Origin of the sequence: Streptomyces sp. NBC_01410 (assembly GCF_045040195.1) — a bacterium.
In the GTDB taxonomy this organism is placed as follows: domain Bacteria; phylum Actinomycetota; class Actinomycetes; order Streptomycetales; family Streptomycetaceae; genus Streptomyces.
On record NZ_CP109530.1, the window covers coordinates 6,967,324 to 6,991,057 of the forward strand.

Genomic DNA, 23,734 nt, shown 5'->3' on the forward strand with positions numbered 1-23,734 from the left:
TCAGGCCTCCGGGGCTTCGAACTTCGAGGTGCGCTGCATGCCGGCCGCGCGGCCCTTGCCGGAGATGACCAGCGCCATCTTGCGGCTCGCCTCGTCGATCATCTCGTCGCCGAGCATCGCCGAGCCCTTCTTGCCGCCCGCCTCGGAGGTGTAGTACTCGTACGCGTCCAGGATCAGCTCGGCGTGGTCGAAGTCCTCCTGCGAGGGCGAGAAGATCTCGTTCGCGGCGGCGACCTGGTCCGGGTGCAGCACCCACTTGCCGTCGAAACCGAGGGCGGCGGCGCGCTGGGCGACCGCGCGGTAGCCCTCCTGGTTGCGGATCTGGAGGTACGGGCCGTCGATCGCCTGGAGGTTGTGCGTCCGGGCGGCCATCAGGATGCGCATGAGGATGTAGTGGTACGCGTCCGCCGGGTAGCCGGGCGGCTGCTCGCCCACGACCAGCGACTTCATGTTGATCGACGCCATGAAGTCGGCCGGGCCGAAGATGATGGTCTCGACGCGCGGCGAGGCGGCCGCGATGTCGTCGACGTTCACCAGGCCCTTCGCGTTCTCGATCTGCGCCTCGATGCCGATCTTGCCGACCTCGAAGCCCATGGTCTTCTCGATCTGCGTCAGCAGGAGGTCGAGGGCGACGACCTGCTGGGCGTCCTGGACCTTCGGCAGCATGATGCAGTCGAGGTTCTGCCCGGCGCCCTCCACGACCGTGACGACATCGCGGTAGGTCCACTCGGTGGTCCAGTCGTTGACCCGTACGACCCTGGTCTTGCCCGTCCAGTCGCCCTCGTTGAGGAACTTGACGATGGTGTGCCGGGCCTCGGGCTTGGCCAGCGGGGCGCAGGCGTCCTCCAGGTCCAGGAAGACCTGGTCGGCCGGCAGGCCCTGGGCCTTCTCCAGGAAGCGCGGGTTCGAGCCGGGAACCGCCAGGCACGAGCGACGCGGGCGGAGACGGTTGACGGTCATGCGGGGACCTCCAGAGGGTCGAGCTTGTTCGCTTTCCGGATCTCGTCGACGATACGGCCGATGATCTCGGTGATGCCGAAGTCCTTCGGGGTGAACACGGCGGCCACACCCGCCGCCTTCAGATCGGCGGCGTCGGCGTTCGGGATGATCCCGCCGACGATCACCGGGATATCGGCCGCGCCGGCCTCGCGCAGCCGCTCCAGTACATCCGGTACCAGCTCGGCGTGCGAGCCGGACAGGATCGACAGGCCCACGCAGTGCACGTCCTCGGCGAGGGCCGCGTTGACGATCTGCTCGGGTGTGAGCCGGATGCCCTGGTAGACCACCTCGAAGCCCGCGTCGCGGGCCCGTACGGCGATCTGCTCGGCGCCGTTGGAGTGCCCGTCCAGGCCGGGCTTGCCGACGAGGAGCCGCAGCCGTCCCGCGCCGAGCTCGTCGGCGGTACGCGACACCTTCTCGCGTACGACGGCGAGCGGCGTGCCCGCCTCGGCGGTCACGGCGACCGGTGCGCTGGAGACGCCCGTCGGCGCGCGGAACTCGCCGAAGACATCGCGCAGCGCCCAGGACCACTCGCCGGTCGTGACACCCGCGCGGGCGCACTCGACGGTGGCGGCCATCAGGTTCGTGGACCCCGCGGCCGCCTTCTTCAGCGCGGCCAGCGCCTCGGTCGCCCGGGCCTCGTCGCGGTTGTCGCGCCACTCGTGGAGCTTGTTGACCACCCGCGCCTCGTTGGCCGGGTCGACCGTCATGATCGCCTCGTCCAGGTCCGCGGTGAGCGGATTGGGCTCGGTGGTCTCGAAGATGTTGACGCCGACGATCTTCTCGTCGCCCGATTCGATCCGGGCGCGCCGCTCGGCGTGCGAGGAGACCAGCTGCGACTTGAGATAGCCGGACTCGACGGCCGCCATCGCGCCGCCCATCTCCTGGATCCGGGCGATCTCGGCGAGGCACTCGTGGACCAGGGCGTCCACCTTGGCCTCGATGACGTGCGAGCCCTCGAAGATGTCCTCGTACTCCAGCAGGTCGCTCTCGTGGGCCAGCACCTGCTGGATACGCAGCGACCACTGCTGGTCCCAGGGGCGGGGCAGGCCCAAGGCCTCGTTCCAGGCGGGCAGTTGGACGGCACGCGCGCGTGCGTCCTTCGAGAGCGTCACGGCCAGCATTTCGAGGACGATGCGCTGGACGTTGTTCTCCGGCTGGGCCTCGGTCAGGCCGAGGGAGTTGACCTGGACGCCGTAGCGGAAGCGCCGCTGCTTCTCGTTCTCGATGCCGTACCGCTCGCGGGTGACCTTGTCCCAGATGCGGCCGAAGGCGCGCATCTTGCACATTTCCTCGACGAAGCGGACGCCCGCGTTCACGAAGAAGGAGATACGCGCGACCACATCGCCGAACTTCTCGGCGGGCACCTGACCGGAGTCGCGGACGGCGTCCAGCACGGCGATCGCGGTGGACATCGCGTACGAGATCTCCTGGACCGGTGTGGCGCCGGCCTCCTGCAGGTGGTAGCTGCAGATGTTGATCGGGTTCCACTTGGGGATGTTGGCCACCGTGTACGTGATCATGTCGGTGGTCAGCCGGAGAGAGGGGCCGGGCGGGAAGACATGCGTCCCGCGCGACAGGTACTCCTTGACGATGTCGTTCTGTGTCGTCCCCTGGAGCTTGGTGGCGTCGGCGCCCTGCTCCTCGGCGACCACCTGGTAGAGCGCCAGCAGCCACATCGCGGTGGCATTGATCGTCATCGAGGTGTTCATCTGCTCCACGGGGATGTCCTGGAACAGCCGCCGCATGTCACCGAGATGCGAGACGGGGACCCCGACCCGGCCCACCTCGCCGCGGGCGAGGATGTGGTCCGGGTCGTAGCCCGTCTGCGTCGGCAGGTCGAACGCGACCGACAGGCCGGTCTGGCCCTTGGCGAGGTTGCGCCGGTAGAGCTCGTTGGACGCCTCGGCGGTCGAGTGACCGGCGTACGTCCGCATGAGCCACGGCCGGTCCTTCTGACGCTCTGTCATGTGTGCGTCTCTCAGACGTTACGGAAGCGGTTGATGGCGTCGATGTGCTTGGCGCGCAGCTCCTCGTCGCGGACGCCCATACCCTCGCGCGGGGCGAGGGCGAGCACGCCGACCTTGCCCTGGTGGAGGTTGCGGTGCACGTCGTACGCGGCCTGGCCGGTGTCGTCGAGCGAGTAGACCTTCGACAGCGTCGGGTGGATCTTGCCCTTGGCGACCAGGCGGTTGGCTTCCCATGCCTCGCGGTAGTTGGCGAAGTGCGAGCCCACGATCCTCTTCAGCGACATCCACAGGTAGCGGTTGTCGTACTCGTGGTTGTAGCCGGAGGTGGAGGCGCACGTCACGATCGTGCCGCCCTTGCGGGTGACGTACACGCTCGCGCCGAAGGTCTCGCGTCCCGGGTGCTCGAAGACGATGTCGACGTCCTCGCCGCCGGTGAGCTCACGGATGCGCTTGCCGAAGCGCTTCCACTCGCGCGGGTCCTGGTTGTGCTCGTCCTTCCAGAACTTGTAGCCCTCGGCGTTGCGGTCGATGATCGCGTCGGCGCCCATCGCGCGGCAGATGTCCGCCTTCTGTGGGCTGGATACGACACAGATCGGGTTGGCGCCGCCGGCCAGCGCGAACTGGGTGGCGTACGAACCGAGTCCGCCGCTCGCGCCCCAGATCAGCACGTTGTCGCCCTGCTTCATGCCCGCGCCGTTGCGCGAGACGAGCTGGCGGTACGCGGTGGAGTTGACCAGGCCCGGAGCCGCGGCCTCCTCCCAGCTCAGGTGCTGCGGCTTGGGCATCAGCTGGTTGGACTTAACCAGCGCGATCTCGGCCAGACCGCCGAAGTTGGTCTCGAAGCCCCAGATGCGCTGCTCGGGGTCGAGCATGGTGTCGTTGTGGCCGTCGCTCGACTCGAGCTCGACGGACAGACAGTGCGCCACGACCTCGTCGCCCGGCTTCCAGGCGTTGACTCCGGGGCCCGTGCGCAGCACGACGCCCGACAGGTCGGAGCCGATGATGTGGTACGGCAGATCGTGCCGCTTGGTGAGCTCGGAGAGCTTTCCGTACCGCTCCAGGAAGCCGAAGGTGGCCATCGGCTCGAAGATGGAGGTCCAGACGGAGTTGTAGTTCACCGAGCTGGCCATCACCGCCACCAGGGCCTCGCCCGGCCCGAGTTCGGGCACCGGCACGTCCTCGACATGGAGGGACTTGCGGGGGTCCTTCTCGCGGGTCTCGAGACCCGCGAACATCTCGACCTCGTCCTTGTGCACGGTGACCGCGCGGTACGAGTCGGGGATGGGCAGTGCGGCGAAATCGGCGGACGTGCTGTCCGTCGACTGGATCGCGTCCAGGATTTCCTTCACGGGGTGCCTCCGGCGAAGCGCGTTTCGGGGAACGCTGAGGGGAACGTCGGGATGCTGCTGTGGAGGTGTGCCGTCGGTTCGGCGGGGGTGGTGCTGTTGGCAGCGCTGGTGGGCGCGGGAGGTTGCCTGTGACGCAGGCGTCCGGGCGCACAAACCGATGGTTTGCGGGGACAGCCGGCGTACGAGTGGTCTCTGCACGCCGGCCGCCCGGACTCTCTCAACGTATGGCACGCCGTGCCAGCTCGCAAGACACTGCGTGCCAAGACTTTGAAACAAAGGTGTCTCGCGGATGTCACCTGGGCGCCGCACACGCGAAACGGCCCCGCTATGTGCGGGGCCGTCGCGTTCTGTGTTCGCTTGTGTGCGGGTCGCCTGCGGCGGGCTTGTTCCCCACCCCGCCCCTTCCCGAACTGGGGGCAAGCCCCCAGACCCCGTATGCGACCTTCGGCCGCATGTCCTCAAACGCCGGACGGGCTGAATGTGCGGCCCAGCCGCACATCCAGCCCCGCCGGCGATTGAGGCGCGGGGGTCCGGGGGCGGAGCCCCCGGTGGGGGCTAGCCGCGCAGCGCGCGCTCGATCGTGCGCATGACCTCGTCCAGCGGCGCATCCGTCCGCGCCACCGTCACCAGCACATCGTCACTCGTCCGCGTCGCCACCGCCGCCGGCCCCGTCCGTTCGCCCTGCGGCGCGCGGCCCGCGCCGATGCCCGTGCCGAAGGCTTCGCGGACGATCGCGAAGGCGTGGTCCAGCTGGGACTCGACATCCCCCTGGCCACCCGCCCGCAGCCAGCGGCGCAGCACGTGGTTGTGCGCGGTGACGACCGCGGACGCGGCCACCTCCGCCAGCAGCGGGTCGTCGTTGCCGTCGTGGTGGTCGCGCTCGTCAAAGTGGCCCAGCAGATAGCGGGTGAACAGCCGCTCGTAGCGGGCCACCGAGGCGATCTCCCGCTCCCGCAGCGTGGGCACCTCACGGGTCAGGCGGTAGCGCTCGACCGAGACCGCGGGGGAGGCCGCGTACATCCGCATGACCTCCTTGATGCCCCGGCACACCGTGTCCAGCGGATGCTCGTGCGCCGGAGCCGCGTTCAGCACCGCCTCGGCGCGTACGAGCGTGTCGTCGTGGTCCGGGAAGATCGCCTCTTCCTTGGAGCGAAAGTGGCGGAAGAAGGTCCGCCGCGCGACCCCGGCCGCCGCGGCGATCTCGTCGACGGTCGTCGCCTCGTAGCCCTTGGTCGCGAACAGCTCCATGGCCGCGGCCGCCAGCTCCCGCCGCATCTTGAGGCGCTGGGCGGCGGCGCGGGAGCCCGCGGCACTTTCCGGAGCGTCGGGAGTGGCTTTGGTACGGGTGGGCTTGGCGGGCTGGGGCATGAGCTGAACGTACTGCATTCGTGCAGCCGAGCGCGCCTGCGGGTTCGGTGCCCCGGAGGCATCGGGCGGGCCGCCCGAGGGATCGAGCAGCCCGCCCCAGCCCGCTTCGCAATCAGCGCCGGGCATATTCGCGGAAACCACGTCCCGTCTTGCGGCCGAGGCAGCCCGCGGCCACCAGGTGCTCCAGCAGAGGCGCCGGGGCCAGGCCCGGGTCGCGGAACTCGCGGTGCAGCACCTTCTCGATGGCGAGCGAGACATCGAGCCCGACCACGTCGAGCAGCTCGAAGGGGCCCATCGGATAGCCGCCGCCCAGCCTCATCGCGGTGTCGATGTCGTCCAGGGTGGCGTAGTGCTCCTGGACCATCTTGATCGCGTTGTTGAGGTACGGGAAGAGCAGGGCGTTCACGATGAAACCGGCCCGGTCGCCGCAGTCCACCGGGTGCTTCCTGATCTTCGTGGTGACCTCGCGGACCGTGGCGTGGACGTCGTCGGAGGTGAGGACCGTACGGACCACCTCGACCAGCTTCATCGCCGGGGCCGGGTTGAAGAAGTGCATCCCGATGACGTCCTGCGGGCGCGAGGTGGCGCGGGCGCAGGCGACGACCGGCAGCGAGGAGGTGGTGGTGGCGAGCACCGCGCCCGCCTTGCAGATCTTGTCCAGGGTGGCGAAGAGCTGCTGCTTGATCTCCAGGTCCTCGGCGACCGCCTCGACCGCGAGGTCGACATCGGCGAAGGCGTCGAGCGAACCGGCCGGGGTGATCCTCGCGAGCGTCTCCTCGCGCGCCTCGGCCGTCATACGGCCCTTGTCGACGGATCGCGAAAGCGACTTGGCGATACGGAACTTGGCGGTCTCGGCCTTCTCCAGACCGCGGGCGGCCAGCACCACGTCGTAACCGGCCTTGGCGAAGACCTCGGCGATGCCGCTCGCCATCGTGCCGGAACCGGCGACGCCGACGGAGCTGACCTCGCGGCCGCCCGACGCCTCGGCCGACGGCTGCGGGGTGAGCGCGTCCGGCACCACGTCCCCGGTGCCCGGGGCGGCATAGGTGTAGAAGCCGCGGCCCGTCTTGCGGCCGGTCAGGCCCGCCTCGCTGAGCTGCTTGAGGATGGGTGCGGGAGCGTGCAGCCGGTCGCGGGACTCGGCGTACATCGCGTCCAGGACGGTACGGGCCGTGTCGATGCCGATCAGGTCGAGCAGCGCGAGCGGGCCCATCGGCAGTCCGCAGCCGAGCTTCATCGCGGCGTCGATGTCCTCGCGGGAGGCGTACTTGGCCTCGTACATCGCTGCGGCCTGGTTGAGATAGCCGAACAGCAGCCCGTCGGCGACAAAACCGGGCCGGTCGCCGACCGCGACAGGCTCCTTGCCGAGCTCACGGGCGAGCACGGTGACCGCTTCGACGGCGGCCGGCGCGGTCAGCACCGAGGAGACGACCTCGACCAGCTTCATCGCCGGGGCCGGGTTGAAGAAGTGCAGGCCGAGCACGCGCTCGGGGTGCTCGGAGTCGGCGGCGAGCCGGGTCACCGACAGCGCGTTGGTGCCGGTCGCGAGGATGGTGCCGGGGCGCACGACTGTGTCCAGGGCGCGGAAGACCTGCTGCTTGGCCTCGTACGACTCGGACACGACCTCGATCACGAGGTCCGCATCGGCGGCGGCCTGCAGATCGGAGAAGGTGCGGAAACGGGCGAGGGTGTTCCGGCGCTCCTCCTCGGTCATTCGCTCGCGCTCGACGGCGCGGGCGGTGGAGGCCTCCAGGGCGGTGACGGCCCGGCGGGCGGCGGCGTCGCTGATGTCGATGCCGATGACCTCGCGTCCGGCGCGGGCAAGGACCTCGGCGATGCCGGTGCCCATGGTGCCGAGGCCGACGACGGCAATGGTGTGGAGAGGGGTGTCCATCGGGGGACTCCAGGGATGAGTGACGACTGATGAGGGGAGCGCGCAGGCGGAGCGCGGGCGAGTACGCGGGCGGAACGCCAAGGGGCGCGGGGCGCACGGAGAATTCGCCGCACCGGATGACATACGTGTCGTGGTGCGGGTCGACGGACTCTGTCCCGGAGTCGCGTCGTACGTCGTGCAGGTACTGCCGAACCGACAAACACTCGCGGCGGCTGCGTCACCAGGCCACCGTGAGCTGTGCGGGGGTTACCCGCTCACTTGAGATTAACTCGCGAGTAACGAGCGCGCCAGGGGTGAGGCAATGTGATCTGGATCGCCGACGCCGCGCCGCTACCCTGGCCGCCATGGATGAGGAGTTACGGGTACTGGCGCAGCGGCTTCGGGGCGAGTCGGGCGGCTCGGTGGCATGCGAAAGACTGCTGACCACCGAGGACCGGGAGGAGCTTGCGGGCGTCCTCACCGAACAGGAAAGGCCCCTGTGGGCGCGCGAGATGGCCGCCTTCCGGCTCGGCTGCGCGGGGGACCGGCGGGCCTTCGAGGCCCTGGTCCTGCTCCTCAACCACCGCGACCCCCAACGCTGTGTCTCGGCCGCGCACGCCCTGTCCCGGCTGGCCGACCCCCGCACGCCGCGAGCCGCGGCAGCCCTCGCCACGAACGAGCTGCGGGTCGCCTATGCGCTGGTCCCCGTACGCCTGCTCACGCGCTTGAGGGCACCCGAGTCCGTACCGGCGCTGATCACCGTCCTGCGGCGCAGGCTGGCCCCGGGCGACCCGCACTGGAGGCTGGCGCTCGCATGCGTCGAGGGGCTGGGCGCGCTGGGTGACAAGCGGGCGGGGGAGATACTCAGGTCGGCGCGGGCGTATCCGCGTCTGGCCGCGGCGGCGGAGGCGGCGCTGGCGCGGCTGGCGTGACGCGGGCGGGCGCCTGCGGCGGGGCTGTTCCCCGACCCGCCCTCCCCCTACGGCCTGGCGGCCGTGGGAGGTACCCCCATCCCGAACTGGGGGCAAGCCCCCAGACCCCCGACGGGGCTTCGCCCCGGACCCCGCATGCGACCTTCGGCCGCATGTCCTCAATCGCCGGACGGGCTGGATGTGCGGCCCTGCCGCACATTTCAGCCCCGCCGGCGTTTGAGGCGCGGGGGTCCGGGGGCGGAGCCCCCGCACGGGGTTCGGGGCGGAGCCCCGGTGGGGGCTGGGGGCTTGCCCCCAGTTCAGGGAAGGGGCGGGGTGGGGGACAACCCCAGCAGCGGCCTAGCCGTTGAGCCGCCGGGCGTACCGGACTTCCGGGACCTCGACGCCCGCCACCTCGAACCCCTCCTCCGCGCCGTCCGGTGCGAAGCCCGCCTTGCCGTAGAAGCGGCGGGCGCGGTCGTTCTCCTTCACGACCCACAGCAGCATCCGCTCAAAACCGTCCGACTCGGCCCGCCCCGTCAGCTCGTCCATCAGCGCCCGCCCCACCCCCGTGGAGACCCGGTCCGGCAGCACGTATATCGCGTAGAGCTCGGACACCCCGGCCGGCTGGCCCTCGTCGCTGCTCGGTCCGAAGCAGCCCCAGCCGACCACCTCGCCGTCCTGCTCGGCGACCACATTGGTCATCACGCCGCCGCCCTTGGTGAGGAATTCGCGGCGCCGCGGCGCGTCCTCCTCCACGCTCATCGCGTCGAGATACGACGCCGGCATCAGCCCGTCGTAGGCGAACTGCCAGCCGCGCACCCGGATCGTCGCGACGGCCTCGACGTCCTCCAGCGTCATGTCCCGCACCCGGACGTCCATCACTCGCTCTCCCCGACGAGGGCGAAGTAGGTCCCCCAGGCGACATGGCTGTATCCGGTGCCGGGGGAAGCGCCTTCAGGGGCAAGTACACGGGTGAGTCGCGAATTCATGCGTCCATCCTTGCGTACGCCACTGACAACCCGGCTCAGAGCAGCGTCAGCTGCGTCGGCTCCGGAAGAATCGCCGGATCCGGCTCCTGCGGCACCGGAATGCGCCGGGGCATGCCCCGGTCCGCCGGCCCTATCCCGAACTCCGTGGCCAGCTCATGGACATGGCGCGTGATCCGGCGCTGGTACCACTTCGGCGCGTACGCCCCCTCCGCGTACAGCCGCTCGTAGCGCTGCACCAGATGCGGATGATGCTGCGCCACCCAAGCCATGAACCACTCCCGTGCGCCGGGCCGCAGATGGAGCACGAGCGGGGTCACCGATGTCGCCCCCGACGCGGCGATCGCCCGGACGGTGGCGCGCAATTGGTCCGGGTGGTCGCCCAGGAACGGGATGACCGGCGCCATCAGCACCCCGCAGCCGATGCCGTTGTCGGTGAGCGTGCGCACCACGTCGAGGCGGCGCTCGGGCGAGGGCGTGCCGGGCTCGACCGTGCGCCACAGTTCGCGGTCGGTGAAGCCGACGGATACGGAGATGCCCACCTCGGTCACCTCGGCCGCCTGCCGCAGCAGCTCCAGATCGCGCAGGATCAGCGTGCCCTTGGTGAGGATCGAGAACGGATTGGCGTGGTCGCGCAGGGCGGCGATGATGCCGGGCATCAGCCGGTAGCGGCCCTCTGCCCGCTGGTAGCAGTCGACGTTCGTCCCCATCGCGACATGCGCGCCCTGCCACTGCCGGGACGCGAGCTGCCGGCGCAGCAGCTCCGGCGCGTTGATCTTCACGACGATCTGGGAGTCGAAGTCGAGCCCGGTGTCGAGGTCCAGATAGCTGTGGGTCTTGCGGGCGAAGCAGTAGACGCACGCGTGCGTGCAGCCCCGATACGGGTTGACGGTCCACTCGAACGGCATGCGTGAGGCCCCCGGTACCCGGTTCAGGATCGACCGGGCGCGGATCTCATGAAAGGTGATGCCGCGGAATTCGGGTGTGTCGAAGGTTCGGGTGGTCACCGCCGACGTCGCGAAGAGCGCGGTGTCCCCGGCCGCCCGGGGGTTCTCGACCAGATTGTCCCAGCGCATGGACGCCTCCTCGGTAGCACTGACCACAGAATAGAACACTTGTTCCCTTGATCACCGCAACCCCGTTCCCCGAACCGGATCCGGACGGGACCCGGGCCGGACCCGAGGTGGATTTGGGCGGCCGCATCCGAGGTGATTGGCTAGCGGTCACCCCCGAAGAACGAAGTGCTGGAGGAACAGGAATGGCGCAGGTCGAGGCCACCACGGAACGGATCATCTCGGCGGACGCGGAGAAGGTGTTCGACGCGCTGGCCGACTACGAGAACACCCGCGCGAAGCTCCTGCCCGAGCACTTCAGTGAGTACGAGGTCCGCGAGGGCGGCGACGGCGAGGGCACCCTCGTCCACTGGAAGCTCCAGGCGACCAGCAAGCGCATCCGTGACTGCCTCCTCGAAGTGGCCGAGCCGACCGACGGTCAGCTGGTCGAGAAGGACCGCAACTCCTCGATGGTCACCACCTGGACGGTCACCCCGGCGGGCGAGGGCCGGTCCAAGGTCGTCGTCAGCAGTGTCTGGAACGGCGCGGGCGGCATCGGCGGATTCTTCGAAAGGACCTTCGCCCCCAAGGGACTTGGGCGTATTTACGACGCGTTGCTCGCCAAGCTGGCCGCCGAGGTCGAGAAGTAGCCGAGAAGAGTCGAGAAGCAGCCGAGCAAGGAATCGACTCCAACTCTCACCGTTTCGAGTGGTTTTCCCCGCGGCTCCGTGATGCGCCCACGCGCCACGGGTCGCGGGAAAGCCCCTGATGAGCGCCCGACGCGCGCCCCGCCAGGGCGAGTTGGGCCGCACGAAGCGCCCCCGTTCTCAATAACGTCCCGCTTGCTCCCCGTTGGCGTGTAATGCGAAGAATTACGCCGCGCAGTCGCGACGAGGGGAGCAGTTGACGTGGGCGGGATCACTCTGGTGAAGGACGAACGGGCCGCTCCGGCCGCCGCCGCACCGCCGCCACCCCCCGGACCTGCCGAGGGCACCGCTCTCAGCCCCCGCCGCGTACGCCTCGTCGTCACCGGCCTGATGCTCGCGCTGCTCCTCGCCGCGCTGGAGCAGATGATCGTCGCCACCGCCCTGCCGAAGATCGTCGGCGAGCTCCAGGGCCTGGAACGGATGCCGTGGGCGATCACCGCCTATCTCCTCACCGCCACCATCGGCCTGCCCCTCTACGGCAAGCTCGGCGACCTCTTCGGCCGCAAAGGCGTCTTCCAGTTCGCGATCGTCGTCTTCGTCATCGGCTCCGCACTGGCCGGCCGGTCGCGCAGCATGGACCAGCTCATCGCCTTCCGCGCCCTCCAGGGCATCGGAGCCGGCGGCCTCATGATCGGCGTGCAGACGATCATCGCGGACATCGTCCCGGCCAGAGCACGCGGCCGCTTCATGGGACTCATCGGCGCCGCCTACGGACTCGCATCCGTCGCGGGACCCCTGCTCGGCGGCTACTTCACCGACCATGTCTCCTGGCGCTGGTGCTTCTACTTCAACGTGCCCCTCGGCCTGGTCACCCTGCTCGTGATCACCGCGGTGCTGAAGCTCCCGAAGCCCGCGGCCCGCGGCCGGCTCGACCTCCTCGGTGCCCTGTTCCTCGCTGCCGCCTCCACCTTCCTTGTTCTGCTGACCAGTTGGGGCGGCACCCAGTACGCGTGGGGCTCGCGCGTCATCCTGGGACTGGCGGCCGGGGCGGCGGGATGCACCCTGCTCTTCATCGTCGTTGAGAACTACGCCCCCGAACCGATCATCCCGCTGCGGCTGTTCCGCGACTCGGTCTTCACGGTCACCAGCCTCGTCGGCGCGGTCGTCGGCGTCGCGCTCTTCGGCGTGGCCAGTTATCTGCCGACTTTCCTCCAGATGGTCGACGGCGTCAGCGCCACCGAGTCCGGGCTGCTCATGCTGCCCATGATGGGCGGCATCGTCGTCGCCTCGATCGTGTCGGGCCGGCTCATCACCCGTACCGGCCGCTACAAGCTCTATCCGGTCCTCGGCAGCGCGGTCGCGGTCGTCGGGATGTGGCTGCTGTCCCGCCTGGACAGGGACACCCCGCGGCTGGACCACAGCATCGGGCAGGCCGTGCTGGGTGTGGGCATCGGACTGGTGATGCCGGTACTGATCCTGGCCGTGCAGAACTCCGTACCGCCCGGCGACCTCGGCACCGCCACCAGCGCCGGCAACTACTTCCGGCAGATCGGCGGCAGTGTCGGCGCCGCCGTCTTCGGCACCCTCTTCGCCGACCGCCTCACCCGCGCTCTCGCCGACCGCCTCCCGGCCGGCGCCGACCTGCCGGACCCGCAGTCCATCACTCCCCAGCTCGTCCATGCCCTGCCGCCCGCCCTGCGCGACGGCTATGTCCAGGCCTACGCAGACGCGATGCCGCGGATCTTCCTCTTACTCGTGCCGGTGCTCGCGCTCGGCCTGTTCATCGCCTTCTTCCTCAAGGAGAAACCGCTGGTGTCCCACATCGCCCCCGCCGAAACCGCGTCCGTGCCCAAGGCCCGCAGCGCGCCCGCGTACACCTCCGGCGTGCCGGTCTGCGGAACCGTCCAGCACCACGACGGCAGCGGCGTCCCGCGCGCCGCCCTGACCCTGATCGATGTGTACGGGAGCCAGATCGGGCGCGGTGCGAGCGGCGAGGACGGGCGGTACGCGCTGAGCGTGCCGGGCTCCGGCTCGTACGTCATGATCGCGGCGGCCGGCGGGCATCAGCCGCAGGCGGTCACTGTCACCGTCGGCGACCGGCCGGTCGAGCTCGATGTGGTCCTTGGCGGTGCCGGACGCCTCGCCGGGACCGTCGTCACCGCTGACGGTTCACCCGTGCGGGACGCGGCCGTCACGCTCACCGACGTACGCGGCGATGTCGTCGCATCGACCCGCAGCGGCCGCGAAGGCGGCTATCAGTTCACGGACTTGGTGGCGGGGGAGTACACCCTCGCGGCGAGCGCCCCCGCCTTCCGTCCTGCCGCGCTCCCCGTGAGCGTCCAGGCGTCCCGCGAGACGAGGCAGGACGTCGAGCTGGCGGGGGGTGCGGTGCTCAAGGGCACGGTACGGGCCGGCGGCGGGCGGCCGGTCGAGGATGCCCGGGTCACTCTGCTCGACGTGGCGGGCAATGTGGTGGACACCCTCACCACGGGCCCCGACGGCACCTTCCGATTCGTCGACCTGTCCTCGGGCGAGTACACGGTCATCGCCGCAGGTTACCCGCCGGTCGCCACAGTCCTGCAGGTCGCGGGCGGGGGGCGCACCGAGCGCGATCTCCAGCTGGGACACGAGGACTGATCCGGCGTCAGTTGCGAGCGGGCGCACAACCTATTCCGCCGTTGCCCGGCGCAGGGCGTGCGTGGGGCCGTACCGTGGGGTAAGGCCGCAGGAACTGCGGCGGGGAAGGAGCCTCCCACCCATGGACAGTGGTGTTCCGCCGACACCGCCACAGCAGTACGCCGTGGCCGGCCGGATTCCGCTTGCCGTGGTCGTCGTGGACGGCGACGGCCTGGTCTCGCACTGGTCGACAGGTGCGCGGCGGCTGTTAGGTCCCACCAGGGAGGAGGCGGTGGGCAGGCCCGCCGTCGATCTGCTCCCCGTCACCGGAGCGCTGGCCCCCGAGGGCGAGTACGAGTCGTACGACGGCTACGGCGGCCTCGGCCCCGGACTCGACGCCTCCCTGAACGGCCTCACCTCCTATCCGGCGGCGGGCAGGGCCCGGCTCGCCGAGCCGGGACGCGAGCGGGTCGATGTGCTGTGGTGGGCGTATCCCATGGTCGGCCCCGGCGAGGAGCGGCTGCTCGTACTGGCCGCGGACGCCGCGCAGTTCGTGGGCGAGGACCAGAGCGTCGAGCGGATAGCTCCGGGTTTCGCCCTGCACACCGAGTTCCCCGGCTCCGACCAACTGGCGCGCAGGCTCCCGGAGATCCTGCCGAGCATGAGCGTCCAGGAGTCGACCCGGATCGTCTCCCAGGTCCTCGATCTGGGCTATCCGGTGCTCGAGTTCAGCCACCACGACCGGGTGCCGGTCACACCCGACTGGGGAGTGCCCCGCCGCGCGGAACGCAAGGCACGGCAGCAGGCCGCCGAAGCCGCGGCCGCCGCGGGCCGGGCGGTGGACACGGCCGATCTCGAGCAGGACCTTGAATACGCCGCGGTGCGCGAACGGCTGGAATTCCTCAACGAGGTGAGCGGCCGCATCGGCTCGTCCCTCGACCTCGCCCGTACGATCCAGGAGGTCAGCGCCGCCGTCGTGCCGCGCTTCACCGATGTCGCGGGCACCTATCTGCGCGAACAGGTCATCGCCGGTGAGGGATTCCCGGACGGACCGCCCGACGCGACGACGATGTGGCACCGCGTCGCGGTCGAGCATGTGGACGAGCCGGGCCGCTGGGACGATGTGGTGCCGGTCGGCGAATCCATGCCGTTTCCCGAACACACGCCGTTCTTCCAGTGCATGACCACCGGCGAACCGGTCCTGGTGCCGCGCATCAGCGAGCAGATGGGCACGGCCATCGCCTCGCAGTTCGAGAAGCGCGACATACGGCCCCTCATCAGCGGACGTTCCATGCTGGTCGTTCCGCTGAAGGCGCGCAACGTGGTGCTCGGCTTCATGATTCTGCTGCGCCACCCCGAGCGCGCCCTGTTCAACGACATGGACCGCGTCACGGGGGCGGAACTGGCCGCGCGCGCCGGGCTAGTCCTCGACAACGCCCGGATGTACACCTACCAGGAGAATGTCGCCGAGACCCTCCAGGACTCGATGCTGCCGCAGGTCACCCCGCGGATGGCCGGATGCGACACGGCCACCCGCTATCTGCCGGGCACCCTGCTCGGCCGGGTCGGCGGCGACTGGTTCGACTCCATCAAGCTGCCCGGCTCGCGTACGGCGCTGGTGGTCGGCGATGTGATGGGCCACGGCCTCAACTCGGCCGCGATGATGGGCCAGTTGCGTACGGCCGTGCAGACCATGGCCGCGCTGGATCTGCCGCCCGAGCAGCTCCTGCGCAATCTCGACGACCTGGCCCAGCGCCTGGGCGAGCACTATCTCGCGACCTGTCTGTACGCGGTGTACGACCCGATCGGCAATGAGCTGCAGATGGCGAACGCGGGCCATGTCCCGCCCGTGATCGTCCGCGCGGCCGACGGGCGCAGCGAACTCCTCGACCTGCCGACCGGAGCGCCGATCGGTGTCGGCGGAGTGCCCTTCCGGTGCGTCCGCGTGCCGGTGGCGCCGGGCGACCGCCTGGTGATGTGCACGGACGGCCTGGTGGAGGTGCGGGGCGAGGACATCGGCGTCGGGCTCGCGACGCTCTGCGAGTCGGCCGCGCACCCCGCGGCCTCCATGGACGACGCCTGCGACACCATCATCCGCTCGCTGAACACCCGCGGCGGACGCAAGGACGACGTGGCCCTGCTGATGGCCCGGCTGAACGGCATCGACCCCGAGGACGTGGCCGTCTGGGAGCTGTCCCGCGAACCGCGCGAGGCGGCCAGGGCACGGCGCCTGGTCCGCGGGCAGCTGCGCTCCTGGGGGCTCGCCGAACTGACCGAGACCGTGGAACTGCTGGTCAGCGAAGTCGTCACCAATGCGATACGGCACGCGAGCGGCCGGAGCGCGGAGCTTCGCCTCGTCCGGGCGGGATCCCTGCTGTGCGAGGTGGCCGACGAGGATCACAACCTGCCGGCCATGCTGGACGCGCGCCCGGCCGACGGGCTCGGGCGCGGACTGCGGGTGGTGAGCAGCCTGGCGCGGGAGTGGGGCACGAGCCGCACGACCGAGGGCAAGACGGTCTGGTTCGAGCTGGCGCTGCTGTAGGCGATTGCGAGGGCTCTCGGCCCGTCGCTCGAACGCCACGTGAAGGAATAGGCAGGGTGCTTGTCGCCGCAACCCGGGAGCGGTAGACCGATCTTGACGCTGTGTCATACCCCTGGGGAGCTGGTCATGAGCGTGACGAGTCGGTACAAGAACGCCTGGGAAGGCTTCTGGAGCGAGGTCTCCGGGGAGCCCGGATCGGTCTTCTGGGACGCGGAGCCGGCGCTGACCGCGGGACTGCATCTCGCGCTCTACGAACCGCTTGTGGACCATCCCGGGCTGACGCTCCTCGACCTGGGCTGCGGCAACGGCACCCAGACGCTCTTCCTGGCCGACCGCTTCCCGAAGGTGCTCGGCGTCGACCTGTCGTCCGCCGCGATCGAACTCGCCAGGAGGCAGGACAAACAGGGCGATGCGCTGTTCCGGGTGATCGACGCCGTGGACGGGGACCAGGTCGCGCAGCTGCATACGGAACTGGGCGACGCCAATGTCTATATGCGCGGCGTCCTGCACCAGTGCGACCCCGAGGACCGTCAGCCGCTGGTCGACACCATCGCCACACTCGTGGGCGAGCGCGGACGCGCCTTCGTGGTGGAACTCGCCGAGGCGGCCGGCCAGAAGCTGATGGGCCTCGCGAAGTTGCCCTCGGGCCCCCCGCCGAAGCTCCAGCCGGTCTTCAGGCACGGCATCGTGCCCGGAGCGGTGGCCGACGCGGAGGTGGCCGAGTTGTTCCGCATCGCCGGTCTCGACGTGCTTGCGAGCGGTGACCTGCCGCTGACGACAACGGAGTACGCGGCGGACGGCTCCCGGATCGAACTCCCCTCGAAGTGGCTGATCGTCGGCCGGAACGGGTAGCGCAGCACCGCCCTCTTCCCGCGCACCCTCGTCCCGCCGAAGTGAAAGCAGCCGGGGGATGGGCGACCAGGCCTCCGTAGACCGGACCACTGGCACGTCCATCAGTCCTGGCCGGGTTGTTGAACGACGCGTACCGTGATGCCGTGAAGATCCTCATCAGCGCCGACATGGAAGGCGCCACCGGTGTGACCTGGCCTGCCGACGTGTTGCCCGGCACGCCCCAGTGGGAGCGCTGCCGGGCCATGTTCACCTCGGACGTGAACGCCGCGGCACTCGGTTTCTACGACGGTGGCGCCGACGACGTGCTCATCAACGAAGCGCACTGGTCCATGCGCAATCTGCTGCTGGAGCGGCTGGACGACCGGGTCGAGATGCTCACCGGCAAGCACAAGTCGCTGTCGATGGTCGAGGGTGTGCAGCACGGCGACGTGGACGCCATCGCCTTCGTCGGGTACCACACGGGCGCGGGCACCGAAGGTGTGCTCGCGCACACCTATCTCGCCAACTCGATCACGGGCGTGTGGCTGAACGGCATGCGCGCGAGCGAGGGGCTGCTCAACGCGCATGTGGTCGCCGAGTACGGCGTACCGGTGGTGCTCGTCACCGGAGACGATCTGACCTGCGTGGACGCCGACGGTTACGCGCCGGAAGCCCGGAAGGTCGCCGTGAAGGACTACGTGTCCCGCTATGCGGCGGTGTGCCGCACGCCCGGCCGGACCGCGTCCGACATCCGCGCGGCGGCCAAGGAGGCGACGGCCCTGGCCGGGCGCCACGAGCCGGTGCGCGGCGGCCCGTTCACCGTGGATCTGGAGTTCGACGCGGAACACCTCGCGGCCGCGGCCACCGTCGTGCCGGGAGTCGCGGGCAGCGGTGAGCGCAGGGTCGCGTACACCAGCGAGACGATGTTTGAGGGCATTCGTACCTTTAAAGCGGTCACGACGATCGTATCGGCGGCAGTGGAGGAGCAGTATGGCTGACGTGACAACGCCCATCGACTGTCAAGCGCTCGACGAGGTGGTTACCTTCACCTCCGAGCTGATCCGGATCGACACCACCAACAAAGGCGGCGGCGACTGCCAGGAGCGGCCAGCCGCCGAGTACGCCGCCGAGCGCCTCGCCGGTGCCGGACTTGAGCCCACCCTGCTGGAACGCACCCCGGGGCGCACCAACGTCGTGGCCCGGATCGAGGGAACCGACCCCTCTGCCGACGCCCTGCTCGTCCACGGCCATCTGGACGTGGTGCCCGCCGAACCCGCCGACTGGGCCGTGCACCCCTTCTCCGGGGAGATCCGCGACGGCGTCGTATGGGGCCGCGGCGCGGTCGACATGAAGAACATGGACGCGATGATCCTCGCGGTCGTCCGGGCCTGGGCGCGGGCCGGAATCAGGCCCCGGCGCGACATCGTGATCGCGTACACCGCCGACGAGGAGGCCAGCGCCATCGACGGCTCGGGCTTCCTCGCCGACCACCACCCCGGCCTCTTCGAGGGGTGTACGGAAGGAATCAGCGAATCCGGGGCCTTCAGCTTCCACGCCGGACCCGGGATGACGCTCTACCCGATCGGCGCCGGTGAGCGCGGCACGGCATGGCTCAAGCTCACCGCGCACGGCACGGCCGGACACGGCTCCAAGATCAACCGCGCCAACGCGGTGACCCGGCTGGCCGCGGCCATCACGCGGATCGGCGAGTACGAGTGGCCGCTGCGGCTCACCCCGACCGTACGGGCCGCGCTGGCCGAGCTCGCCCGGCTGCACGGCATCGACGTCGATGTCGAGGCGGACGGCTTCGACGCCGACGCGCTGATCGCCAAGCTAGGCCGGGCCGCCGCCCTGGTCGAGCCCACCGTCCGCAACAGCGCCAACCCGACGATGCTCGAAGCCGGTTACAAGCTCAATGTGATCCCGGGACACGCGACCGCGTATGTCGACGGGCGGATGCTGCCCGGCGGCGAGGACGAGTTCAAGGACACCCTCGACCGGCTGACCGGTCCGGACGTCGACTGGGAGTTCCACCACCGCGAGGTGGCCCTGCAGTCACCCCTCGACTCCCCGGCGTACGCCAAGATGCGCGCGGCCGTCGAACTCTTCGACCCGGACGGCCATGTCGTGCCGTACTGCACACCGGGCGGCACCGACGCCAAGCAGTTCTCCCGCCTCGGCATCACCGGGTACGGATTCTCGCCGCTGAAGCTCCCCGTCGGCTTCGACTACGCGGCCATGTTCCACGGGGTCGACGAGCGCGTCCCGGTCGAGGCGCTGCACTTCGGGGTCAAGGTCCTCGACCACTATCTGCGGTCCGCATAGGGGAGTCGGTCATGGTACCCACGGGAGCCTACGGAACCTGGCCGTCGCCGATCGACGCGGCACTCGCCGCCTCGCACGACGGGCGCCCTGAGTTCCTCGGCATGATCGGCGACGAGGTGTGGTGGACCGCGCCGCGCCCCACCGAGGGCGGCAGACGTGCTCTGATGCGCCGACGGGCCGACGGCGCGGAGGAGTCGGTGCTCCCCGCCCCGTGGAATGTACGCAGCAGGGTCATCGAGTACGGCGGTCACCCCTGGGCGGGGGCCCGGCGCGCCGACGGTGGGCCCCTCGTCGTCTTCGTGCACTTCCCCGACCAGCGGCTGTACGCGTACGAGCCGGACGCACCGGAGGCCGCCCCGCGCCCGCTCACCCCCCTGTCCCCGGTCGGCGGCGGACTGCGCTGGGCCGACCCCCAGCTTCTCCCGGAGCGGGGTGAAGTCTGGTGCGTGCTGGAGGAGTTCACCGGCGAGGGCCCCACCGACGTACGCCGGGTGATCGCGGCCGTACCCCTGGACGGCTCCGCGGCAATGGACCGGGGGGCGGTACGGGAACTCTGCGACGACCGGCACCGCTTCGTCACCGGGCCGCGGCTCTCACCGGACGGGCGGCACGCCGCCTGGATCGCCTGGGACCATCCGCAGATGCCCTGGGACGCCACCGTCGTCATGCTCGGCGAGGTGAGCGAGGACGGTCCCTTCGGCGGGGTCCGGCCGGTCGTCGGGGACACGGACGAATCGGTGTGCCAGGTCGACTGGGCCCCGGACGGCTCGCTCCTCTTCGTCTCCGACGTGAGCAACTGGTGGGAGCTGCACAGGGTCCGGCCGGACGCGCTCGAGCCGGGCGCGGGGCCGGGCTTCGTCCCGGGCACCGGCCTGTGCCCCGGCCGCGGGGAGGAGTTCGGCGGGCCGCTGTGGAAGATCGGCCTCAAGTGGTTCCACCCGCTGGAGAACGGACTGATCGCCGTCATCCACGGCAAGGGCACCACCGTCCTCGGTCTGCTCGACCCGGATACCGGTGAGCTCGTCGACGCCGCGGGGCCCTGGACCGAGTGGGCGTCCACCCTCGCCGTGCACGGAGACCGGGTCATCGGAGTCGCGGCCAGCCCGCGCAGCGCGTACGAGGTCGTGGAGCTCGACACCCGCACCGGCCGGACCCGGGTCATCGGCTCGGCGCACGACGACCCGGTGGACCCGGTGTACTACCCGGAGCCCCAGATCCGCACCTTCACCGGCCCCGACAACCGCGAGATCCACGCCCACATCTACCCGCCCCACAGCCCCGACCGGATCGCTCCCGACGACGAACTGCCGCCCTTCGTGGTGGCGGCGCACGGCGGCCCCACCGGTCATGTACCGCTCGTCCTCAATCTGGAGATCGCCTACTTCACCTCGCGCGGCATCGGCGTCGCCGTGGTCAACTACGGCGGCTCCACCGGGTACGGCCGCGAGTATCGCGAACGGCTGCGCGAGCAGTGGGGCGTCGTCGACGTCGAGGACTGCGCGGCCGTCGCCGAGACCCTGGCCGCCGAGGGAACGGCGGATCCAGCGCGCCTGGCCATCCGCGGCGGCAGCGCCGGCGGCTGGACCACCGCGGCCTCGCTCGCCACCACCGGCATCTATGCCTGCGGCACCATCATCTATCCGGTTCTGGACCTGGTGAGCTGGGCGGACGGCGAGACCCACGACTTCGAGTCGCGGTATCTGGAGTCGCTGATCGGCCCGCCCGACGAGGTGCCCAGCCGCTACCGCGAGCGCTCGCCGCTCCAGCACACCGACCGCATCGGCGTGCCGTTCCTACTGCTCCAGGGGCTCGACGACGTGATCTGCCCTCCGGTGCAGAGCGAGCGTTTCCTGGCGCAGATGGCCGGCCGCGGCATCCCGCACGCGTACATCGCCTTCGAGGGCGAGGGCCACGGCTTCCGCCGGGCGGACACCATGGTCCGCGCGCTCGAGTCCGAACTGTCCCTCTACGCCCAGACCTTCCGCATCGTCCGCCCCGACGTCCCGCTGCTGGAGCTGAAGAAGTGACCCTCAAGCCCCTGACCCGGCCGGAGCGACTGAGGCCCGGGGCCAAGGTCGCCGTCGTGTCCACCAGCGGTCCCGTCCCCGACGACCGGCTCGAAGCGGGCCTGGAGATCCTGCGCGGCTGGGACCTGGATCCCGTCGTGATGCCACACGTCCGGGACCGGCACCCGCGGCTCCCGTATCTCGCCGGGACCGACGAGGCCCGCGCCCGTGATCTGACCCGGGCATGGTGCGATCCCTCGGTCTCGGCGGTGATCTGCGCACGCGGCGGATACGGCGCGCAGCGCCTGGTCGACCTGCTCGACTGGAGTGCGATGCGCGCGGCCGGTCCCAAGATCTTCATCGGCTACAGCGATGTCACCGCACTCCATGAGGCCTTCGCCGTCCGGGCGGGCCTGGCCACACTGCACGGGCCGATGGCGGGCGCGCTCACCTTCCTCAAGGACGAACGCACCCGGGAGTCGCTGCGCGCCACGCTCTTCGAGCCCGAGTCGGTACGCACCCTGGGCCTGGAAACGGCCCGCACCATGGTCCCCGGCCGGGCCCGGGGCGTCACCCTCGGCGGCTGTGTGAGCCTGCTCGCGGCGGAACTCGGCACCCCGCACGCCCGGCCGTCGGCCCGCGGCGGTCTGCTGCTGATCGAGGACGTGGGCGAGGAGGACTACCGGCTCGACCGGATCCTCACCCAACTGCTGCGCTCCGGATGGCTGGAGGGCGTCGCGGGCGTCGCGCTCGGATCGTGGGAGGAGTGCGGTCCGTACGAGGAGGTACGGGCGGTGCTGCTCGACCGGCTCGGCGGCCTGGGCGCGCCGGTCGTCGAGAAGCTGGGCTTCGGGCACGGGGCGCCGGCGCTGACGATGCCGTTCGGGGTGGCAGCGGTGCTGGACGCGGAGGCGCGCACACTGACGCTGGACGAGCCGGCGCTGCGGTGAGGGTGCGGGGTGCGCATGCGGCGGGCCTGTTCCCCTACCCGCCCCTTCCCGAACTGGGGCTCCGCCCCAGACCCCGCGCCTCAAACGCCGGCGGGGCTGAATTATTCAGCCCGTCCGCCGTTTGAGGACATGCGGCCGAAGGTCGCATACGGGGAGGTTGGGGGTCCCCCCGGACGGAGTCTGGGGGAGGGCGGGTAGGGGACAAGCCCCGCCGCAGGCGCCACGCGGACTAGCGCGCCGACAGCGCCGCGTACCCGGGACGGATCACCTCGTCGATCAGGCGCCGCCGCTCCGGCAGCGGCAGGAACGCCGACTCGACCGCCGCCACGGTGAACTCCTCGAAGACCTCGGGCCCGTAGCCGAACGCGTCCACCATGTGCCGGAACTCCTGGCTCATCGTGGTGCCGGAGACCAGCCGGTTGTCCGTGTTCAGCGTGATCCGGAAGCCGAGGCGGCGCAGCAGGTCGATGGGGTGCGTCGCGTAGTCCTTGGCGGCGCCCGTCTGGAGGTTGGAGGTCGGGCAGACCTCCAGAGCGATGCGGTTGTCGCGTACGTACGCGGCCAGGTGGCCCAGGTCCGCGGTGCCGTCGTCGTGCACCGTGATGTCGTCGGTGATGCGGACGCCGTGGCCGATCCGCTCGGCGCCGCAGATCTGCACCGCCTCGTGGATGGACTCGGCGCCGACCGCCTCGCCCGCGTGGATCGTGAAGTGACAGTTGTGCCGCTTCAGATGCTGGAAGGCGGGCAGATGCCGGGACGGCGGGTTGCCGATCTCGCCGCCCGCGATGTCGAAGCCGGCCACCCCGCGCTCGCGGTGGGCGACCGTCAACTCGGCTATTTCCAGGGAGCGTTCGGTGTGCCGCATGCCGGTGAGCAGGGCGCGGACCGTGATCCGGCCGCCGCTGCGGCGTTCGCCCTCGCGGAAGCCGGCGTTGACCGCGTCGACGACCTCGTCGAGGGTCAGGCCGCGCTCCAGGTGCTGCTCGGGGGCGTAGCGCACCTCCGCGTACACGACCCCGTCCGCCGCCAGGTCCTCGGCGCACTCCGCCGCGATGCGCTCCAGCGCCTCGCGGGTCTGCATCACCGCGCAGGTGTGGGCGAAGGTCTCCAGATAGCGCTCCAGGGAGCCGGAGTCCGCGGCGTCGCGGAACCAGACCGCCAGCTCGGCCGGGTCCTCGGTGGGCAGCTCGCGGTAGCCGCACTCCCGGGCCAGCTCGATGATCGTGGCGGGGCGCAGACCGCCGTCCAGGTGGTCGTGGAGGACCGCCTTGGGTGCGCGGAGGATGTCAGACAAGTGCATCCCGGG

The 23,734-nt window shown here is 70.4% G+C and carries 17 protein-coding genes; 9 read left to right on the forward strand and 8 right to left on the reverse strand.

Annotated elements, in window-relative coordinates; genetic code table 11:
• The 5 genes from OG741_RS31955 to OG741_RS31975 form a co-directional block, all read right to left on the reverse strand.
• Window positions 1-960: a CoA ester lyase gene (locus OG741_RS31955; RefSeq protein ID WP_266482990.1), complete on the reverse strand. Its 960-nt coding sequence runs from the start codon at window positions 958-960 to the stop codon at window positions 1-3.
• Window positions 957-2,969: a protein meaA gene (locus OG741_RS31960; RefSeq protein WP_405603526.1), complete on the reverse strand. Its 2,013-nt coding sequence runs from the start codon at window positions 2,967-2,969 to the stop codon at window positions 957-959. The genes OG741_RS31955 and OG741_RS31960 overlap by 4 nt, the downstream gene beginning before the upstream one ends.
• A gap of 11 nt (window positions 2,970-2,980) precedes the next feature.
• Window positions 2,981-4,318, reverse strand: coding sequence for a crotonyl-CoA carboxylase/reductase (ccrA, locus tag OG741_RS31965; RefSeq protein ID WP_405603527.1), 1,338 nt, complete (start codon window positions 4,316-4,318; stop codon window positions 2,981-2,983).
• 555 nt (window positions 4,319-4,873) lie between these two features.
• Window positions 4,874-5,704, reverse strand: a complete 831-nt coding sequence (locus OG741_RS31970; RefSeq protein WP_405603529.1) for a TetR family transcriptional regulator — start codon at window positions 5,702-5,704, stop codon at window positions 4,874-4,876.
• A 94-nt stretch (window positions 5,705-5,798) separates the two neighbouring features.
• Window positions 5,799-7,580, reverse strand: a complete 1,782-nt coding sequence (locus OG741_RS31975; protein ID WP_405603531.1) for a 3-hydroxyacyl-CoA dehydrogenase family protein — start codon at window positions 7,578-7,580, stop codon at window positions 5,799-5,801.
• A gap of 344 nt (window positions 7,581-7,924) precedes the next feature.
• Between OG741_RS31975 and OG741_RS31980 the strand changes: the two genes are divergently transcribed.
• Window positions 7,925-8,491, forward strand: coding sequence for an adenylosuccinate lyase (locus OG741_RS31980; RefSeq protein WP_405603532.1), 567 nt, complete (start codon window positions 7,925-7,927; stop codon window positions 8,489-8,491).
• A gap of 339 nt (window positions 8,492-8,830) precedes the next feature.
• Here the strand turns inward: OG741_RS31980 and OG741_RS31985 are convergent, their stop codons facing one another.
• Together OG741_RS31985 and OG741_RS31990 are read right to left on the reverse strand one after the other, a co-directional pair.
• Entirely contained in the window at window positions 8,831-9,352 is a 522-nt protein-coding gene (locus OG741_RS31985) for a GNAT family N-acetyltransferase (protein ID WP_405603534.1), read from the reverse strand.
• Window positions 9,353-9,497: 145 nt separating this feature from the next.
• Entirely contained in the window at window positions 9,498-10,535 is a 1,038-nt protein-coding gene (locus OG741_RS31990; protein ID WP_405603536.1) for an Rv2578c family radical SAM protein, read from the reverse strand.
• 182 nt (window positions 10,536-10,717) lie between these two features.
• Here OG741_RS31990 and OG741_RS31995 point away from each other — a divergent pair, with 182 nt between their 5' ends.
• The 8 genes from OG741_RS31995 (at window position 10,718) to OG741_RS32030 (ending at window position 22,428) form a co-directional block, all read left to right on the forward strand.
• Window positions 10,718-11,161: an SRPBCC family protein gene (locus tag OG741_RS31995; RefSeq protein WP_405603538.1), complete on the forward strand. Its 444-nt coding sequence runs from the start codon at window positions 10,718-10,720 to the stop codon at window positions 11,159-11,161.
• A gap of 258 nt (window positions 11,162-11,419) precedes the next feature.
• Window positions 11,420-13,795 carry an MFS transporter gene (locus OG741_RS32000; protein ID WP_405603539.1) on the forward strand — a complete coding sequence of 792 codons (2,376 nt, stop codon included), beginning with the start codon at window positions 11,420-11,422 and terminating at the stop codon, window positions 13,793-13,795.
• Between the two features lie 121 nt (window positions 13,796-13,916).
• Window positions 13,917-16,316 (forward strand): SpoIIE family protein phosphatase, encoded by a 2,400-nt coding sequence (locus OG741_RS32005; protein WP_405603541.1) that lies wholly within the window; start codon window positions 13,917-13,919, stop codon window positions 16,314-16,316.
• 126 nt (window positions 16,317-16,442) lie between these two features.
• A complete protein-coding gene (locus OG741_RS32010; protein WP_405603543.1) occupies window positions 16,443-17,168 on the forward strand; it encodes a class I SAM-dependent methyltransferase in 726 nt (241 codons plus the stop codon).
• A gap of 143 nt (window positions 17,169-17,311) precedes the next feature.
• Window positions 17,312-18,145 carry a M55 family metallopeptidase gene (locus OG741_RS32015; RefSeq protein WP_405603544.1) on the forward strand — a complete coding sequence of 278 codons (834 nt, stop codon included), beginning with the start codon at window positions 17,312-17,314 and terminating at the stop codon, window positions 18,143-18,145.
• A complete protein-coding gene (locus OG741_RS32020) occupies window positions 18,138-19,472 on the forward strand; it encodes a M20/M25/M40 family metallo-hydrolase (protein ID WP_405603545.1) in 1,335 nt (444 codons plus the stop codon). Before OG741_RS32015 ends, OG741_RS32020 begins: the two co-directional genes overlap by 8 nt.
• 11 nt (window positions 19,473-19,483) lie before the next feature.
• Complete coding sequence (locus OG741_RS32025) at window positions 19,484-21,499, forward strand: prolyl oligopeptidase family serine peptidase (protein WP_405603546.1); 2,016 nt, start codon at window positions 19,484-19,486, stop codon at window positions 21,497-21,499.
• Window positions 21,496-22,428, forward strand: a complete 933-nt coding sequence (locus tag OG741_RS32030) for an LD-carboxypeptidase (RefSeq protein ID WP_405603547.1) — start codon at window positions 21,496-21,498, stop codon at window positions 22,426-22,428. Before OG741_RS32025 ends, OG741_RS32030 begins: the two co-directional genes overlap by 4 nt.
• A gap of 229 nt (window positions 22,429-22,657) precedes the next feature.
• Here the strand turns inward: OG741_RS32030 and OG741_RS32035 are convergent, their stop codons facing one another.
• A complete protein-coding gene (locus tag OG741_RS32035; protein ID WP_405603548.1) occupies window positions 22,658-23,728 on the reverse strand; it encodes an adenosine deaminase in 1,071 nt (356 codons plus the stop codon).
• Window positions 23,729-23,734: the final 6 nt, after the last annotated feature.